Annotated in this window: 28 protein-coding genes; all 28 read left to right on the top strand. The window is 55.9% G+C overall.

All coding sequences use genetic code 11. The features are described 5' to 3' along the window. A partial coding sequence (gene rplC, locus VKV29_RS12235) for a 50S ribosomal protein L3 (RefSeq protein ID WP_324201596.1) occupies nt 1–504 on the top strand: 504 nt, incomplete at its 5' end. A 17-nt stretch (nt 505–521) separates the two neighbouring features. Next, nucleotides 522–1,184, top strand: a complete 663-nt coding sequence (rplD, locus tag VKV29_RS12240) for a 50S ribosomal protein L4 (protein WP_324201597.1) — start codon at nt 522–524, stop codon at nt 1,182–1,184. Beyond that, nucleotides 1,181–1,480 (top strand): 50S ribosomal protein L23, encoded by a 300-nt coding sequence (gene rplW, locus VKV29_RS12245; RefSeq protein ID WP_324201598.1) that lies wholly within the window; start codon nt 1,181–1,183, stop codon nt 1,478–1,480. Before rplD ends, rplW begins: the two co-directional genes overlap by 4 nt. 22 nt (nt 1,481–1,502) lie before the next feature. Next, nucleotides 1,503–2,357 carry a 50S ribosomal protein L2 gene (rplB, locus tag VKV29_RS12250; RefSeq protein ID WP_324201599.1) on the top strand — a complete coding sequence of 285 codons (855 nt, stop codon included), beginning with the start codon at nt 1,503–1,505 and terminating at the stop codon, nt 2,355–2,357. 12 nt (nt 2,358–2,369) lie between these two features. Further along, nucleotides 2,370–2,657 (top strand): 30S ribosomal protein S19, encoded by a 288-nt coding sequence (rpsS, locus tag VKV29_RS12255; RefSeq protein WP_016484155.1) that lies wholly within the window; start codon nt 2,370–2,372, stop codon nt 2,655–2,657. Nucleotides 2,658–2,675: 18 nt separating this feature from the next. Continuing rightward, the gene (rplV, locus tag VKV29_RS15320; RefSeq protein ID WP_343217368.1) at nt 2,676–3,371 is read left to right on the top strand and encodes a 50S ribosomal protein L22; all 696 of its coding nucleotides are present in this window, start codon (nt 2,676–2,678) and stop codon (nt 3,369–3,371) included. A gap of 22 nt (nt 3,372–3,393) precedes the next feature. Further along, nucleotides 3,394–4,182, top strand: a complete 789-nt coding sequence (gene rpsC, locus VKV29_RS12265) for a 30S ribosomal protein S3 (RefSeq protein ID WP_343217369.1) — start codon at nt 3,394–3,396, stop codon at nt 4,180–4,182. An 84-nt stretch (nt 4,183–4,266) separates the two neighbouring features. Next, the gene (gene rplP, locus VKV29_RS12270; RefSeq protein WP_324201600.1) at nt 4,267–4,752 is read left to right on the top strand and encodes a 50S ribosomal protein L16; all 486 of its coding nucleotides are present in this window, start codon (nt 4,267–4,269) and stop codon (nt 4,750–4,752) included. Beyond that, nucleotides 4,745–4,978, top strand: a complete 234-nt coding sequence (gene rpmC / locus VKV29_RS12275) for a 50S ribosomal protein L29 (RefSeq protein WP_016484159.1) — start codon at nt 4,745–4,747, stop codon at nt 4,976–4,978. Before rplP ends, rpmC begins: the two co-directional genes overlap by 8 nt. A 1-nt stretch (nt 4,979) precedes the next feature. After that, the gene (gene rpsQ, locus VKV29_RS12280; RefSeq protein ID WP_343217370.1) at nt 4,980–5,270 is read left to right on the top strand and encodes a 30S ribosomal protein S17; all 291 of its coding nucleotides are present in this window, start codon (nt 4,980–4,982) and stop codon (nt 5,268–5,270) included. Between the two features lie 2 nt (nt 5,271–5,272). Next, complete coding sequence (rplN, locus tag VKV29_RS12285; RefSeq protein ID WP_324201601.1) at nt 5,273–5,641, top strand: 50S ribosomal protein L14; 369 nt, start codon at nt 5,273–5,275, stop codon at nt 5,639–5,641. A 2-nt stretch (nt 5,642–5,643) separates the two neighbouring features. Beyond that, nucleotides 5,644–6,048: a 50S ribosomal protein L24 gene (rplX, locus tag VKV29_RS12290; protein ID WP_343217371.1), complete on the top strand. Its 405-nt coding sequence runs from the start codon at nt 5,644–5,646 to the stop codon at nt 6,046–6,048. A 45-nt stretch (nt 6,049–6,093) separates the two neighbouring features. Beyond that, complete coding sequence (gene rplE / locus VKV29_RS12295) at nt 6,094–6,648, top strand: 50S ribosomal protein L5 (protein ID WP_324201602.1); 555 nt, start codon at nt 6,094–6,096, stop codon at nt 6,646–6,648. A gap of 201 nt (nt 6,649–6,849) precedes the next feature. Further along, on the top strand, nt 6,850–8,928 hold the full coding sequence (gene fusA, locus VKV29_RS12300; RefSeq protein WP_324201603.1) for an elongation factor G: 2,079 nt from the start codon (nt 6,850–6,852) through the stop codon (nt 8,926–8,928). Nucleotides 8,929–9,094: 166 nt separating this feature from the next. After that, nucleotides 9,095–9,280: a type Z 30S ribosomal protein S14 gene (locus VKV29_RS12305; RefSeq protein ID WP_324201604.1), complete on the top strand. Its 186-nt coding sequence runs from the start codon at nt 9,095–9,097 to the stop codon at nt 9,278–9,280. 9 nt (nt 9,281–9,289) lie between these two features. Beyond that, a complete protein-coding gene (gene rpsH, locus VKV29_RS12310) occupies nt 9,290–9,691 on the top strand; it encodes a 30S ribosomal protein S8 (protein WP_324201605.1) in 402 nt (133 codons plus the stop codon). A 15-nt stretch (nt 9,692–9,706) separates the two neighbouring features. Next, on the top strand, nt 9,707–10,306 hold the full coding sequence (gene rplF, locus VKV29_RS12315; RefSeq protein WP_324201606.1) for a 50S ribosomal protein L6: 600 nt from the start codon (nt 9,707–9,709) through the stop codon (nt 10,304–10,306). Nucleotides 10,307–10,423: 117 nt separating this feature from the next. After that, entirely contained in the window at nt 10,424–10,789 is a 366-nt protein-coding gene (gene rplR, locus VKV29_RS12320; protein WP_324201607.1) for a 50S ribosomal protein L18, read from the top strand. Nucleotides 10,790–10,801: 12 nt separating this feature from the next. Continuing rightward, entirely contained in the window at nt 10,802–11,353 is a 552-nt protein-coding gene (rpsE, locus tag VKV29_RS12325) for a 30S ribosomal protein S5 (protein ID WP_324201608.1), read from the top strand. Further along, a complete protein-coding gene (rpmD, locus tag VKV29_RS12330; RefSeq protein WP_324201609.1) occupies nt 11,340–11,552 on the top strand; it encodes a 50S ribosomal protein L30 in 213 nt (70 codons plus the stop codon). Before rpsE ends, rpmD begins: the two co-directional genes overlap by 14 nt. A gap of 8 nt (nt 11,553–11,560) precedes the next feature. Beyond that, complete coding sequence (gene rplO / locus VKV29_RS12335; RefSeq protein WP_324201616.1) at nt 11,561–12,016, top strand: 50S ribosomal protein L15; 456 nt, start codon at nt 11,561–11,563, stop codon at nt 12,014–12,016. A gap of 4 nt (nt 12,017–12,020) precedes the next feature. After that, nucleotides 12,021–13,367 carry a preprotein translocase subunit SecY gene (gene secY, locus VKV29_RS12340; protein ID WP_324201610.1) on the top strand — a complete coding sequence of 449 codons (1,347 nt, stop codon included), beginning with the start codon at nt 12,021–12,023 and terminating at the stop codon, nt 13,365–13,367. An 83-nt stretch (nt 13,368–13,450) separates the two neighbouring features. Beyond that, nucleotides 13,451–14,128 carry an adenylate kinase gene (locus tag VKV29_RS12345; protein WP_324201611.1) on the top strand — a complete coding sequence of 226 codons (678 nt, stop codon included), beginning with the start codon at nt 13,451–13,453 and terminating at the stop codon, nt 14,126–14,128. Next, the gene (gene map / locus VKV29_RS12350) at nt 14,125–14,889 is read left to right on the top strand and encodes a type I methionyl aminopeptidase (protein WP_324201612.1); all 765 of its coding nucleotides are present in this window, start codon (nt 14,125–14,127) and stop codon (nt 14,887–14,889) included. Before VKV29_RS12345 ends, map begins: the two co-directional genes overlap by 4 nt. 94 nt (nt 14,890–14,983) lie before the next feature. After that, the gene (gene infA, locus VKV29_RS12355; protein WP_324201617.1) at nt 14,984–15,247 is read left to right on the top strand and encodes a translation initiation factor IF-1; all 264 of its coding nucleotides are present in this window, start codon (nt 14,984–14,986) and stop codon (nt 15,245–15,247) included. A gap of 101 nt (nt 15,248–15,348) precedes the next feature. Next, nucleotides 15,349–15,462 carry a 50S ribosomal protein L36 gene (gene rpmJ, locus VKV29_RS12360; RefSeq protein WP_016484176.1) on the top strand — a complete coding sequence of 38 codons (114 nt, stop codon included), beginning with the start codon at nt 15,349–15,351 and terminating at the stop codon, nt 15,460–15,462. A gap of 38 nt (nt 15,463–15,500) precedes the next feature. Then, nucleotides 15,501–15,878, top strand: a complete 378-nt coding sequence (gene rpsM / locus VKV29_RS12365; RefSeq protein ID WP_016484177.1) for a 30S ribosomal protein S13 — start codon at nt 15,501–15,503, stop codon at nt 15,876–15,878. Nucleotides 15,879–15,890: 12 nt separating this feature from the next. Next, the gene (gene rpsK, locus VKV29_RS12370; RefSeq protein ID WP_324201613.1) at nt 15,891–16,295 is read left to right on the top strand and encodes a 30S ribosomal protein S11; all 405 of its coding nucleotides are present in this window, start codon (nt 15,891–15,893) and stop codon (nt 16,293–16,295) included. Nucleotides 16,296–16,334 lie beyond the last annotated feature (39 nt).

Below are 16,334 nucleotides of genomic sequence, written 5' to 3' on the forward strand. Positions count from 1 at the left end.
GAAACGGATGGCTATACGGCCATTCAAGTGGGGTTTGGAGAGGCGCACGAGCGCCACATCAACCGCCCTCTCAAGGGACACTTTCAGCGCGCCGGCGTATCCCCTTTGCGCTATCTGCGCGAGATACGAACGGACGATATCAGCGAGTACAAGGTGGGCGATAGCATCCGGTGCGACATCTTTCGCCCCGGCATGCGGGTGAAGGTTACCGGCATCTCAAAGGGAAAAGGTTTTCAAGGGGTTGTGAAGCGCTTCCATTTTCATGGAGCCGATATGACCCACGGTTCGATGATCCACCGAAAACCGCAGTCGAGTGGGGCGACCGATGCGGCTCGTACCTTCAAAGGAACCAGGAAGCCGGGACATATGGGAGCTAAACAGGTGACGGTGCGCGGACTGCAGGTTGTACGCGTGGATGTGGATAGAAATCTCATTTTCATTAAAGGCGCGGTGCCGGGTGCGGAAGGAGAGCTTGTCCGCATCCAGCGCTTGCCGATCCGATAGGAAGGGAGAGTAAAGAGATGGCATCAGTACCCTTATACAATATGGAAGGTAAAGAGGTAGGTTCTCTATCTCTCCCCGATTCGATATTCGATGTGGAGTTTCGGGCCGCGTTGGTGCATCAGGTGGTTGTGGCCGAGGAGGCCAACCAACGCCTAGGCACCCATGATACGAAGCAACGCTCTGAGGTGCGTGGAGGTGGAAGGAAACCCTGGCGGCAAAAGGGAACCGGTCGGGCACGCCAAGGCTCTATTCGCGCCCCCCACTGGCGCGGTGGAGGCGTCGTTTTCGGTCCACACCCGCGCGACTACCGCAAGGATTTGCCGGTGAAAATGCGGCGTAGCGCCATGCGCTCGGCGCTTTCGGCTAAGGTGCGCAATGGTGCGGTGATAGGGCTGGAGAAGTTGGCCTTCGATGCCATCAAAACGAAACAGGCAACAGCCCTTCTGGCGGCGCTTGGGCTTCAGTCGGAACGACGTGTGCTTATCATACTGCCGGAGTACGATAAAACGGTTCTGCTGAGCACGCGCAACCTGCCGACGGTAACGTTGCGCTACGCACCTAACTTTTCGGTTCGCGATGTGATGGTAGCTCACAAGATCGTGTTGGTAGCCGATGCGGTAGAAAAAATTGCGGCGGTTTGGGCGCCGGAGGAGAGTAAAGAGGAGGTGGCGGCAGCATGAGAGACCCACATGAGATTATTGAGCGTCCTCTCTTGACCGAGAAGACCAACGCACAGGCTGGGCTTAATAAGTACCACTTTCGAGTGCGGCTCGATGCCAATAAATTCGAGATCGCTTGGGCTATTCAAACCATCTATGCACACCAGGGGGTGAAGGTGCTCTCCGTAAACACCATGCGGGTTAAAGGCAAAAAGCGCCGTGCACTGGTGCGCGGAGGCAAGCCGGGCTATAGCCCGACATGGAAAAAGGCTATTGTAACGACGGATCGTCCTCTCACGCTGTTTGAGGGGGTCTAATTCTTGAGAATGAGAGAGAAAGATGCCCATTCGTAAGCATAAACCAATAACGCCGGGAAGACGATGGCGGGCAACGCCAACCTATTCAGAGCTGACGCGGGCCGAGGGAAAGAACCAACCCGTTGAGCCGTATAAGCCGCTTCTCGAGCCGCTTAAGAAAAGTGGCGGGCGCAATAACAAAGGGCGCATTACCGCTCGATTTCGTGGTGGCGGCAATAAACGGATGTATCGCATTATTGATTTTAAGCGAGATAAGCTCGATGTGCCAGGGAAGGTGCTGACCATCGAGTACGACCCGAATCGCACGTGTCGTATCTCGCTGGTTGAATATGAGGATGGCGAAAAACGCTACATCCTCACTCCTCTCGGGTTAAAAGAGGGAGATACGGTTATTTCGAGCGATACGGCCGATATTCGTCCGGGCAATGCGTTGCCCTTGCGGGCTATTCCCGTTGGAACCACCATTCACAATATTGAGCTTTACCCAGGCCGGGGGGGCCAGTTGGTGCGCTCGGCCGGAACGGGGGCGCAACTGATGGCAAAAGAGGGCAAGTACGCCCAAGTGCGTCTGCCTTCCGGAGAAACACGACTCATTCGGCTTGACTGCCGTGCCACTGTGGGGCAGGTGGGTAACCCCGAGCATGAGAACATTTCGTTGGGCAAGGCAGGGGCTACTCGCTGGCGAGGCCGAAGGGGCCACGTGCGCGGGGTGGCCATGACCCCGCGGGATCACCCGCACGGTGGTGGCGAAGCGCAAAGCCCGATTGGGCGTAAGAAGGGGCCGGCCTCTCCTTGGGGCAAACCGGCTTTGGGACGAAAAACACGGCGGAATAAGGCGACCGATAAGTACATCGTACGCCGACGCGACCAAAAGTAAAGGAGGAGCGATATGGGACGTTCTTTGAAAAAAGGGCCTTATGCCGACCCGAAGCTTTTGGAAAAGGTGCGGGCGATGAACGCACGCGGGGAGAAACGGGCTATTAAAACCTGGTCGCGGCGTTCCACCATCTTTCCCGAGTTTATCGGGCATACTTTCTTGGTGCACGATGGGCGTAAACACGTTCCCATCTTTGTAACCGAAAACATGGTAGGCCATAAGCTCGGCGAGTTTGCCCCAACCCGCACCTTTCGAGGCCATGCCGGACAACAAGTAGAACGACGTACGGGTATTAAGTGACGGGAAGGATAGCGAAAAATGGCGGAAGATAAGGATGCGGATATCCTGGAGCGACCCAAAACGCACCGGGAAAACCGCAAAAAAAACCAGCCAAGAAGGGTGGCAAAGAATCAGGCCATGGCGGTGGCCAAGTTCGTTCGCGTGCCACCGCGCAAAGCGCGCCTGGTTATAGATGAGATTCGCGGCCTCTACGTGCAAGAAGCGCTGGCCTTTTTGAACTTTGTGCCGAACAGGGCGGCCGGTTTTATCCACCGCGTATTAACTTCGGCGGTGGCGAACGCCGTGAACAACCACTCGCTGGATGCAGAACGCCTGAAGGTGGTGTCGGCCCGCGTAGATGAGGGGCCGCGCATTAAACGCATCCATCCTCGGGCGCAGGGGCGGGTCTATCGCATCCTGCATCGCACCAGCCACATCACGATTGTGGTGGAGGAGGGCGAGCCGAAGCCGAGGCGAGTTCGCCGAGCCACTCGCTCGCGTGCAGAGGCCGCAAGGGCAGCGCGTGCCACAAAGGCGGCCGAAGCAACACCCACACCGGCTCCTGCAGCCACGGAGGCTCTAGCCGCTGAGACCATCCAAGAGGAGCCGGAGGAGGCGCCTATCGTGGAGGAGCCACAGGGCGAGGTGGGAACCGCTGGTGAAGAGGTGGTAGGAGAGCCGACTGCCGGAGGCGAGTCGGCATCGTCTGAAGCTAACAACAAAGAAGAAAGCTGATTCTGCGAGAAGGGAAGAGAACTTGGGACAAAAGGTTCACCCCATCGGGTTTCGTATCGGTGTTATTCGAGAGCCGGATAGCAAGTGGTACCTGCCGAAGCGCGGCTTCGCCGAGGCGGTTTATGAGGACTACCTCATCCGCCGCTACGTAAAAGAGCACTTGCCAAACGCAGCGGTATCACGTGTGGAGATCGAACGGGCAGGCAATCGCATAAAGATAACACTGCACACGGCAAAACCCGGCGTGATCATCGGCAAGAGCGGGAAGGGTGCAGAGGATCTGCGTGCAGCGCTTGAAAAAGTCATCAAGAAGCCGCTGTTGCCGATCAGCGTGCAGGAAATACCTCACGCCGATCTCGACGCACAACTGGTAGCCGAATCCATCGCGATGCAGATATCCAAACGCATCGCCTACAAGCGGGCTATGCGTCAGGCCGTATTGCGCGCGGTGAAATTGGGAGCCAAGGGCATACGAGTGATGTGCTCGGGGCGACTGGCCGGGGCCGAAATGGCCCGACGCGAGCAGGACCGGCAAGGAAAAATTCCTCTTCAAACGCTGCGCGCCGACATAGACTACGGGTTTGCCGAAGCTCCCACGACCTATGGGAACATCGGCGTGAAGGTTTGGATATATAAAGGCGATGTTCTGCCAGGCCAACCACGCCAGTCGGAGCTTCCGCCCACGCGCCAAGCTCGCTATGAAGGGCGTTCGGCGGAGCGTGCTGAGCGCGGTGGCGCCCGCGGTGGACGCTCTCGGCGAACTGGACGGCGAGGCTCTCGCCCGCGACCGGCCGCTTCTAACGGCTCTTAAAAACGATCCTAGGCGAAAAGCCTTACGGCGGCGCAGGCTTCCGCTAAGGAAGCACTGCGCCGCCTTATGGAGGAGAAATAAACAATGTTGATGCCAAAACGCACAAAATACCGCAAGCAACAGCGGGGCACTATGGCCGGAAAGGCCACACGAGGCAATACGGTGGCCTTTGGAGAGTATGGGCTGCAGGCGCTGGAGCCGTGCTGGCTGACGGCCAACCAAATTGAGGCCGCCCGTATCGCCATGAACCGCTACATAAGGCGTCAAGGCAAAATCTGGATCCGCGTCTTTCCGGATAAGCCTTTTACCAAAAAACCGGCCGAGACCCGCATGGGTTCCGGAAAGGGAGCCCCTGAAGGATGGGTCGCCGTGGTAAAGCCGGGACGTATCCTCTTTGAGATGGGGGGCGTGCCTGAAGAGGTGGCTAAAGAGGCCATGCGTCTGGCCTCACATAAGTTGCCGATTGACGTGAAGTTTGTGCGACGAATAGACCAGGAACAGGCTAAAACCTCAGGGCAGAGCGCCGGTGAGGTAGCCGCAACCGCTGCAGAGGAGGCGAACAATGGCTGAGTTAAAGCTGAAGGAGATACGCCGCCAACTGCGCGAGATGAGTGACGAGGACTTACGCAAGGAGATAGCAGCAAATAGGGCTGCACTCTACGATATGCGGCGTCAGAACGCACTGCATCAACTGAAAGACACGGCGGCCATCCGCAAAGCGCGCCGCCAAATTGCACGAGCACTAACCATTCTGCGCGAGCGTGAGCTTGCACGCGAACGGGAGGGAAAGAAGTAAAATGGCAGACGAGCAGATGCAGCAGCCTACGGCGCCGCCCCAGAGAGGACGGCGCAAGGTGCGCCAAGGGAAGGTTGTAAGCAACAAAATGGATAAAACGGTGGTGGTGGCTGTGGAACGCCGTGTGCGCCACCCCCTTTACGGAAAAATCGTTCGCAAAACCACCAAATTTAAAGCGCACGATGAAGAGAATTCCTGCAATGAGGGCGATATCGTGGAGATTATGGAGACACGCCCGCTCTCGAAAGAGAAATGTTGGCGGGTCGTGCGCATTCTAGAGAGGGCGAAGTAACCATGATACAGCCATATACGCGACTAAAATGCGCCGATAACTCTGGGGCGCGTGAGATAATGTGTGTGCGTGTATTAAAAGGTTCTAACGCACGCTATGCCCATGTGGGCGACATCATTGTGGGCGTGGTAAAATCGGCAACGCCCAACCAGGCCGTGAAAAAGAGCGACGTGGTGAAATGCGTGGTCGTGCGCACCAAACAGCCCATACGTCGCCCCGACGGCTCTGTGTTGCGATTTGATGATAACGCGGCGGTGGTCATCCAAAACAATCTCGAGCCACGAGGAACGCGAATCTTCGGCCCTGTGGCACGGGAGCTGCGTGATCGTGACTTCATGAAGATCATCTCGTTGGCGCCGGAGGTGCTTTAAAGATGGAAAAGCTGAAGCGCGCAATACCCGAAAAACCGGTTAAGTTGCGCATTAAGAAAGGCGACACCGTAGAGGTGATCTCCGGCAAAGATAAAGGCCGCCGTGGTGAGGTGATTCAGGCCTTTCCGAAGTTGAATAAGGTGAAGGTAAAGGGCGTAAACATTATTACCCGACACCGCAAAGAGCGTGTGCGACGGGGGGCCGACCCGAACGATCCGGCCCGCGTTATCCCCGGTGGCCGTATCGAAGAGGAGGCCCCGCTCTATGCCTCTAAGGTCATGCTGGTGTGCCCGAACTGCAATCGGCCCACACGTGTGGGCTACGCCTACCGAGAGGGTGAGGCCAAGCCGGCACGAAGAAAATATCGTGTTTGCAAACATCCCGATTGTGGGAAAGAGATCGGGTAAAAATAAGCACAGACCGGTCGGAAATCGGTCAAGAGAGGTAAGAGAATGGCTCGATTGAAAGAACGCTATCGTAAAGAGGTGGTGCCGGCCCTGATGAAGGCGTTCGGCTACCGTAATGTGATGCAGGTGCCGAAGCTCGAAAAGATCGTGATCAATATGGGCGTAGGACGCGCCGGCCAAACGAGTGGGCAGTATGCCTCTGAGCTAGATGGGGCAGTGCGCGATATGGCCACAATTTCCGGGCAGAAGCCGGTGGTTACATTGGCACGCAAATCCATCGCGAACTTCAAGATACGTGCGGGCGCCAAAGTCGGCTGTAAGGTAACCCTTCGCGGCGATAGAATGTACGAGTTTTTGGATCGCCTGGTGAATGTGGCCTTGCCTCGCATTCGGGACTTTCAGGGGGTCTCGCCCAACTCGTTCGATGGGCGTGGCAACTTTGCCATAGGGATTAAAGAGCAGTTGGTCTTTCCGGAAATAGATTACGATAAGATAGATAAGGTGCGCGGTATGGATGTGATCATCTGTACGACCGCTCGCACCGATGAGGAGGCAAGAGCGCTGCTCAGAGAACTCGGCATGCCGTTCCGCTCGCGCTAAAAGGTGTCGTGCCCCATGATGCAGATGCCAATGTGAGAACAAAGGCAGGAATTTGCCTTGAGATGCATAAATATCTCCCTTGCAAGCATACCCGGGAGATGAAAGGCCGCGCGTTCAGCGTTTTCGGAAGGACATCTCCCAAAGGCTGATGATGGTTTCCATTAGCCTGTCAATATCCTAATCTTTGGTGGAGATCTGTCCATGAAGAGCTACAGCATCGAGGCAATACGTAATGTGGGTTTGTTTGGTCATCAGGGGAGTGGTAAGACGTCGCTGGCGGAGGCTCTGCTCTATACTACCGGAGCCATAGAGAGGCTTGGACGTGTAGACGATGGCACGGCCACGTGCGATTTCGATCCGGAAGAGCAGAGGCGACATATCAGCATCAATATCGCACTGGCACCCTGCGAGTGGCACGGCACCAAGATCAATTTTGTGGACGCACCGGGCTATCTCGATTTTGTCGGTGAGGTCGGGAGTGCGCTCGATGTGGTGGAGGCGGCGATCCTGGTAACACCGGCACAAGGAGCGCCGGAGGTCGGCTTCGAGATCGCCTGGGAGATGGCGGCAAACCGCAACCTGCCGCGTGCCGTGTTTGTGAACAAAATGGATCGGGAGAATGCCGACTACCAAGCGGTGGTAACAGCACTGCGCCAACGCTACGGCAACACCATCGCGCCTTTGCAACTGCCAATAGGAAGCGCAACCTCTTTTCAAGGGGTTATTGACCTTGTGGAGATGAAGGCCTTCATCGGTAGCGGTAAAGAGGTGACCTGTGCGGAGATACCTGAGGAGTATAAAGAAGAGGCCGCCCGATACCGTGAGTTGCTCGTCGAATCGGCAGCTGAGGGAGATGACGAACTGATTGAAAAGTTTTTAAGCGGCGAGGAACTGACCCACGATGAGGTAGTGCGTGGCCTTCATGAGGGAATTGACGACGGGAAAGTGGTGCCTGTGCTGTGTGGCTCGGCCTTGAAAGACATAGGAATGACCGATCTGCTCGATATCATCGTGCATGAGTTTCCGAACCCGCTGGAATTCGGAGCCGTGCACGGTAAGAACCCGCAAACCGGTGCAGAGGAGGTACGCGAAGCGTCCGAAAATGCGCCGCTGGCCGCGCTGGTGTTTAAAACCATTGCCGACCCATTTTTGGGGACTCTGAGCTATTTCCGCGTGAAGTCGGGCGTCATCAAAATGGGCAGCACCGTGCTGAATGCCAACCGAGGTAAGGAGGAGCGGGTTGGGCAGCTCTATTTCGTCCGTGGCAAAAACCAGGAGCCGACGTCGGAGATAAAAGCCGGAGATATCGGGGTGACGGCCAAGCTCGCCGATACGCGCACCGGAGATACCCTGTGCGACCCGGCAAAGCCGATTGTGCTTGATCATACGCCGTTTCCGGAGCCGGTGTTTGAGCAAGCAATAGTGGCTAAGTCGAAGGTAGATGAAGATAAAATGGGGCCGGCGCTCCAACGGGTGGCGGTGGCCGACCCGGCATTCCGCTACTATCGTGACCCCGAAACCGGTCAAACGGTGATCGCCGGTGCCGGTGAGACGCACTTGGCGATCGTGGTGGAGCGGCTCAAGAAGTTCGGTGCCAATGTGGAGATCGTGGAACGCAAGGTGCCCTATCGGGAGACCATCAAGGCCAAAGCGGAAGGGCAGGGCAAACATAAGAAACAGACGGGAGGTCGTGGCCAGTATGGGGATTGCTGGATACGGCTTGAACCCAACCCGGGCGGTGGCATCGAGTTTGTGGATGCCATTGTAGGTGGCGTGATACCGCGCCAGTTTATTCCGGCTGTGGAGAAGGGAATTCGACAGGCGGCCGAAACGGGAGTGCTGGCCGGCTATCCTGTGGTAGATTTTAAGGTGACCTGCTACGACGGCTCGTATCATGAGGTAGACTCGTCGGAGGCCGCCTTCATTATGGCCGGTATTTTGGCGTTCAACAATGTGGCCCCAAAGGCCAATCCGGTGCTGCTCGAGCCTATCCTCAATGTGGAGGTGATCGTGCCCAACGAGATGATGGGCGATGTGATGAGCGATCTCTCTACGCGCAGAGGCCGGATTTTGGGCAACGAAAGCCTAGGTAATGGGCGTATGTTGCTTCGGGCGCAGGTGCCTCAGGCGGAGATGTTACGTTATGCCATAGACCTTCGTTCGATAACCCGAGGGCATGGCACCTTCTCGACCTCGTTTTCGCACTATGAGGAGGTACCGGTGCATATCGCACAAGCTATCATAGCGAAACATAAACAGGAGGCGGCACACGCCGGTTAGAAAGTAGTAGAAAGGATCGGGCTGGAGCTTCTAGCCCGATCCGCATCGCGAACCACAAGAAGGAGCGCGAGGCAAGGGAGACCTTGCAGATTCTTGGCACAGAGTAGCGATACTTTGTGACAAGGGCGCGGTGTTCGCCCTGAAAACCTAGATAGAAGGAGCAAAAATGGCAAAGAAAGCGTTGATTGAAAAGGCGAAGAGAAAGCCGAAGTTCGCCGTGCGTGCCTACACTCGCTGCAGCATTTGTGGCAGGGCCCGAGCGGTTTTTCGCAAGTTCGGACTGTGCCGCATCTGTTTGCGAGAGAGGGCGCTGCGCGGGGAGATTCCCGGAATCCGAAAGGCGAGTTGGTAGGAGGAGACCATGGCTTATACAACCGACCCTATCGCCGATCTGTTAACTCGGATTCGCAATGCCAACAAGGCCGAACACGAGAGTGTGGAGATTTCGGCTTCGCGTTTGAAGCAGGAGATCGTGCGCATTCTGCATGAAGAGGGCTTCATTAAGGGGTATGAGGTGATCGAACAGACGCCTCAAAACAAGATCAGAGTCTATCTAAAGTATGGCCCACGCCGTGAGAAGATCATCACCAACCTGAAGCGAGTTAGCAAACCCGGGCGTCGGGTCTACTGCAAGAAGGACGAGGTGCCGCGTGTTTTGCGCGGCTTGGGGATAGCGATTATCTCCACATCGCATGGTGTGATGACCGATAGAGAAGCGCGTCGCCGCGGTGTCGGTGGCGAAGTTATTTGCTACGTGTACTAAGAAGGAGTTGAAGCGATGTCACGAATCGGTAAACGACCTATTGTGCTGCCTGCCGGAGTCAGCGTTACACAAGATGCGCAGGGAGTGGTTACCGTAAAAGGTCCGAAAGGAACCCTCCAAAAAGCGCTTCATCCTGCCATAAAGGTGGTGCAAGAGGGCAACACCGTGCGTGTGGAGCGCCCGGCCGATGATGAGGGGAGAGGCACCGACCGCAGCGAGAACTTCCGCGCACTCCACGGGCTAAGCCGCACCCTTGTAGCCAACATGGTGGAGGGCGTAACGAAGGGGTTTGAGAAGCAGCTTGAGATACAAGGCGTTGGTTTTCGCGCTGCGATGCAGGGCAAGGTGCTGCAACTGAATGTGGGCTATTCCCACGCGATTGAGGTGCTGCCGCGCGAGGGGATTGATTTCAGTGTTACTACCGACCCCCAAACGCGCAACCCTGTGATCGTGGTAAGCGGTATAGACAAGGAGCGCGTAGGCCAGACGGCAGCAGAGATACGCAGCCTGCGCAAGCCGGAGCCTTACAAAGGGAAAGGCATTCGCTACAAAGGCGAGGTGATTCGCCTTAAACAGGGCAAGTCCGGCAAGCGAGGCGCCAAAGGGAAAAAGTAGGCGCATTTGGAGTATAATAACGGACTGCGCCTTGCTGTGGCGTTTTGGGCCTAGTAGGCCTTCAGAGAGACACACCATGAAGAGCGTCGGGTCGGAAATCCGACGCGGGAGAAGAGAATGCGACCTGATTTGAAAGAGAGCCTAAGAAAGCGCCGCCATCGGCGGGTTCGGGCGAAGATATTCGGTACGGCGGAGCGTCCTCGGCTCAACGTATCCCGTAGCCTACAGCACATTTACGCTCAGTTGATTGACGATAGCGTAGGCCATACGCTGGTCTATGCCTCTACGGTAGACAAGGCACTGCGCTCAACCCTCAAAACGGGGGGTAACGTGGAGGCCGCCAAGGCGGTAGGGAAGCTGTTGGCCGAGCGTGCGCTGGAAAAAGGCATCACCACAGTGGTTTTCGATAGAGGTGGATACAAATATCATGGCCGTGTTCGCGCCTTAGCCGAGGCTGCGCGAGAAGGCGGGCTTAGATTTTAGGAGAGGATATCCGTGTTAACCACAAAGATAGACCCTGACAAGCTGAGTTTAGAGGAGCGCGTCGTCCGCACCAACAAGTGCCAAAAAACCAAGAAAGGGGGACGCACCCTAAGCTGGAGCGCCTTGGTGGTTGTTGGTGACGGCAACGGGCATGTAGGGGCCGGTTTGGGGAAAGCGCGTGCCATCCCCGATGCGATTCGTAAGGGAGTGGAGGCCGCCAAGAAAAACATTATCTACGTGCCCATTGTAAACCACACCTTGCCACACGAGATCGTCGTAAAAGAAGGAGCTGCCGAGGTGTTGCTTAAGCCGGCCTCCGATGGTACAGGAATTGTGGCCGGCAGCAGCATACGCGTTATTCTGGAGCTGGCGGGGGTGCGTAACGCCCTGGCCAAATCGCTCGGTTCGTCTAATGCCATCAACATCTGTTGGGCTACGATGAAAGCGTTGAAGCAGATGAAACGCCCCGATGAAGTGGCTGCTATGCGAGAGACCTCGTTGCACACCCTTATGCCATGGGCAGCGCCTGCTGAGGAGGAGAGCGCGGCAAATGAAGAGCAGTAAACTGCGCATTACCCTGCGACGTAGTCCCATCGGCTATGAAAAATCGCAGGGGTTGACGTTGCGGGCCTTGGGGCTGCGCCATCTTCATCAGACCGTAGAAAAGGCCGACACACCGGCAATTCGTGGGATGATCAACAAGGTTGTTCACCTGGTGACGGTGGAGACGGTAAATAATAAAGAAGGAGCAACAGGGAAGTAACGATGGCTATCGGATTACATACACTCGCGCCGGCAGAAGGAGCCACTCATCGGCGAAAGCGGCTCGGTCGCGGAATCGGTTCCGGGCACGGAAAGACCTGCGGACGTGGGACAAAGGGAAACAAAGCCCGTGACCAGATCAAGCCTAATTTCGAGGGTGGGCAGACCCCGTTACATCGGCGGTTGCCACAAAAACGCGGTTTCAAGCCGGTGAATAAAAAACTCTATTCTGTCGTAAATCTATATATACTAGAAGAGCACTTCTCCGATGGGGCCGAAGTGACCCCGGAGGTCTTGATGCAGCTCGGGTTTGTGCGGGAGCTGCACGATGGCCTCAAGATTCTCGGTGAGGGCAATCTAACTAAAAAACTCACCGTGCGTGCTCACCAGTTCAGCGAGCGCGCCAAAAAAGCCATTGAGGCGGCCGGAGGCACGGTTGAGGTTTTGCCGCCATTAGCGAGGTAATGTTATGATCGAGGCACTGCAGAGAGCTTGGGAAATACCGGAACTAAGGCGCCGTATCCGCTTCTTAATGCTGATGTTTCTTATCTATGCCTTTGGGGCGTTCATTCCCATCCCCGGCATAGACTTACGCAACGCTGCAAACGGTTTTGCGGGCAACGGCGCCGCCAGCAACGTCTTTAACCTTATTAACATCTTTACCGGAGGCTCTCTGCGTCGTGGCTCGGTTTTTGCGATGGGTATTACACCCTACATTAATGCCTCCATCCTTTTTCAGATGCTTACCGTGGCCTTTCCTGCGCTCGATGCACTGCAGAAAGAGGGCGAAGCCGGTAGAAAACAGATCGCCAGGTATACCCGATGGACTACCATTGTCCTCTCCATTCTGCAGGCCTTTGGGGTGATCGTTCTCTTTAAATCCTTTGGCATCAACATCGGGCTGTTCTCGCCGGAGAGCTTTTTGGCGATAACCGCCATGGTGGCCGGCTCTATGTTCCTGCTGTGGTTGGGCGAGCAGGTAACCGAAAAAGGCGTCGGCAACGGCGTGTCTCTGGTCATCTTTGCCGGAATTTTGTTGAACCTGCCTCAGCAGGTGAGCAATATGGTTCAAGAGATCGAGAGCGGAACCGCCTCCTGGTTCAATTTGTTGCTGCTTCTTGCGCTTTTTTACCTCACCGTGCTCGGGGTCGTGTACTTGGTTCAGGGGACGCGCCGAATCCCCATACAACATAACAAGCGCGTTATCGGTATGCGCCAAATACAGGCCGGAGGCGGCGCCTACCTGCCAATCAAGGTCAACACGGCGGGGGTAATGCCCATCATCTTCGCCATCTCGCTGTTGTTGCTGCCGGCAACCTTGGCCAGTTCACTGAAGGCGCTGCTTTCGCACAATACAACGGGCTTCTTAGGGCTTTTCTATCATTTCGCCGACTGGCTTACACCCATTGCCAACAAGCTCAGCCCCGGAGCAAGCTGGATAGCGGCCGTTTTCTATGCGCTTTTAACCATTTTCTTCACCTATTTCTACACGGCCATCGTGTTGAACGTGGAGGACATGGCCGAAAACCTGAAGAAGTATGGAAGCTATATTCCCGGCATTCGCCCCGGTAAACCAACGTTCGAGTATCTGGATGGAGTCGTATCGCGAATCACGTTGGCAGGGGCTGTCTTCCTGGCCGTTATCGCGCTGTTGCCCTATCTTGTGCCGATTATTACCCACTTCTACTCCTTCTCCCTTATTGGAGGGACTTCCCTTCTCATCGTCGTTGGGGTAGCCATTGAGACGCTGCAGGCCATCGAGGCGCAGCTTCTGCTTCGCAACTACGAAGGTTTCATCAAGAGCAGCGCTAAGTAGGAGAAGGAATCTGTGCTTGCGGCTTCACCACCAGTGGGAACGGGACGTTATGTTCAGGCGTACCCTCAAAGGTGCGGTAGAGGATGATTATTGTGCTCTTGGGGCCTCCTGGCGTCGGCAAAGGAACACAGGGGGCGCGCATTTCCCAGTATTTTGGCATTCCCGCCATCTCTACCGGGGCGATGTTTCGTGAAGCCATTGCCAAAGGAACACCTCTAGGCAAAGAGATCCAGAAATACCACATTGAAAAGGGAGAGTATGTGCCCGACGATGTGGTTATTCGCGCCATAGAGGAGCGCATCACAGAGGCGGACTGCGCCAACGGTTTTCTGCTCGATGGGTTTCCGCGTACGGTGGCCCAGGCGGAAGCCCTTACGCAACTGCTCGAGCAACAACGGCGCCGGCTGACGGCGGTTTTAGATTTCGAGGCACCACAAGAGCTGCTGATACGCCGTTTGAGTGGACGACGCGAGTGCCCAAACGATGGTTCGACCTACAACCTTGAAACGAACCCGCCGCGTCGGCCCGGACATTGCGACCTTTGTGGTGCGCCACTTGTGATACGGGAAGATGATCGGCCTGAAGTGGTACAACGCCGTCTTGAGGCCTATAAAGAGAAGACGGCCCCGCTTATAGACTATTATCGGAATAAAGGGGTGCTCTATAGTGTAGATGCCAACGCCGACCCCGACGTTGTATTTGAACGGGTGCTGGCCCTGTTGAACCGATTGCGCGGTGAGGCCGGCAAGGAGATGCGATGATACGCTTAAAAACACCGGAGGAGATCGAACGCATACGTGCTGCAGGGAGATTGGCGCGGAAGGTGATTGATGCGGTACGCGAGGTGGCCGAGCCGGGGATGACCACAGGAGAACTCGAAGAGATCGCGATTCGTATCATCACTGAGCAGGGTGGGCGCTCTCCTTGTTTGGGCTATGCTCCGCCAGGGCATCCTCCTTATCCGGCGTGGACGTGCATTTCGGTGAACGAAGAGATCGTGCACGCCATCCCCGGCAGCAGAGTGCTGAAAGCCGGAGATATCGTAACCATAGACTGTTGTGTTGAGTTGAACGGATATATTGCCGACACCGCCTACACGTTTGGGGTTGGCCCTTTAACCCCTCAGGCCGATAGGTTGTTAAAGGTTACGGAGGAGGCGCTCTACAAAGGGATTGAGAAGGCCAGGCCGGGAAATCGGATTGGAGACGTCGGGCATGCGATACAAAAGTTCGTCGAAGCACACGGCTATTCTGTGGTGCGCGAGCTGCACGGACACGGTGTGGGGCTGCGCATGCACGAGTCGGAAATAGATGTGCCTAACTATGGGCGACCTGGAACGGGCTTACGTCTGGAGTGTGGAATGACGTTTGCCATTGAGCCGATGGTAAACATGGGGCGTAAAGAAATACGCACCCTTGACGATGGGTGGACGGTGGTGACAGCGGATGGAAAGCTATCGGCTCATTTTGAACACACGGTAGCGATCGTGCCCCATGGGGCAGAGATACTGACACAGGGCTAATTCTCTGTGGACTGGAGAATGCATGCAGACACCTAGAAAAAAAGGAACATCGAAAAGCTCTAAGGGAGGCGGCGGACGCCCCACCGGTGGGCATGTGTCGTCCGGAGGGGCGCGGAAACCGACGCCGGAGACGACCAAAGAAGAGGGCATTAAAGTCGAGGGTGTAGTAACGGAGGTGCTACCCAACGCCATGTTCCGCGTGGAGATACCTGTAGGCGAGCAGAAACGCTACATCTTAGCCTATATCTCCGGTCGAATGCGCCGCAATGAGATACGCATTTTGCCAGGGGATAGGGTTTTGGTGGAGCTATCGCCCTACGATCTGGAACGTGGCCGCATAACACACCGCTGGAAATAGAGGCCCTAGAGCTTTTTTCGCGAAAGAGCGCGTACAACAACACATTTTTCTTATGTTTTGGGGTATACTTTAACGCTCAAACTCCAGAAGGAGGTAAGCGTATGAAAGTACGCGCGTCTGTCAAAAAGATATGTAACAAGTGTAAAGTCATCAAACGCGAAGGAGTGGTTCGCGTTATCTGTGTTAATCCGAAACATAAACAGCGTCAGGGTTAGTGATCGGGTAGGAACCGGTCCGTCCGAGGAGGAGTAGCTTGGCACGTATTGCGGGCGTGGATTTGCCACGCGATAAACGAATCGAATATGCGCTGCCTTATATTTACGGGATCGGTTTGCCGAGCGCGAAGAAGATCGTGGCGCAGGCAGGAATCGACCCATCGCGTCGTGTTCGTGACCTTACCGAGGCCGAGCTTGGGCGCCTACGCGAGATCATCGAGCGAGAATATCGGGTGGAGGGCGACCTTCGGCGTGAGGTTCAGTTGAACATCCGGCGATTGATGGAGATACAGTGTTATCGAGGCCTGCGCCATCGGCGGGGGCTTCCGGTGCGCGGCCAGCGTACCAAAACCAATGCCCGTACCCGCAAAGGAAAACGGCGCACGGTTGCCGGTAAGAAAAAGGCGAAGAAGTAGGAGCGACTTTGTATGGCAAATAAGCAGACGGCTACACGAAGTGGGCGTGCACGAGCGAAAGAGAAGAAGAATGTCGTTCAGGGAATCGCCCACATCCAGGCCACTTTTAATAACACGTTGGTCACGCTGACCGATATGCAAGGCAACACCGTTTCCTGGGCGAGCGCCGGCACGGTGGGTTTTAAAGGCACCCGCAAAGGAACTCCTTTCGCTGCCCAAGTGGCCGCGGAGCGGGCTGCACGTGCCGCTATGGAACATGGAATGCGGCAGGTGGAAGTTTATGTGAAAGGGCCGGGGCCGGGCCGTGAGACGGCTATCCGTTCCTTAATGGCTGCTGGGCTTGAAATCACTTTAATTAAAGACGTTACCCCACTGCCTCATAACGGGTGCCGTCCTCCAAAGCGACGACGTATCTGAGGCGAATCGAAGGAGTGTTTTAGAGGGACTATGGCAAAT

This window comes from Chthonomonas sp. (genome assembly GCF_035294165.1).
Classification (GTDB): Bacteria; Armatimonadota; Chthonomonadetes; order Chthonomonadales; family Chthonomonadaceae; genus Chthonomonas.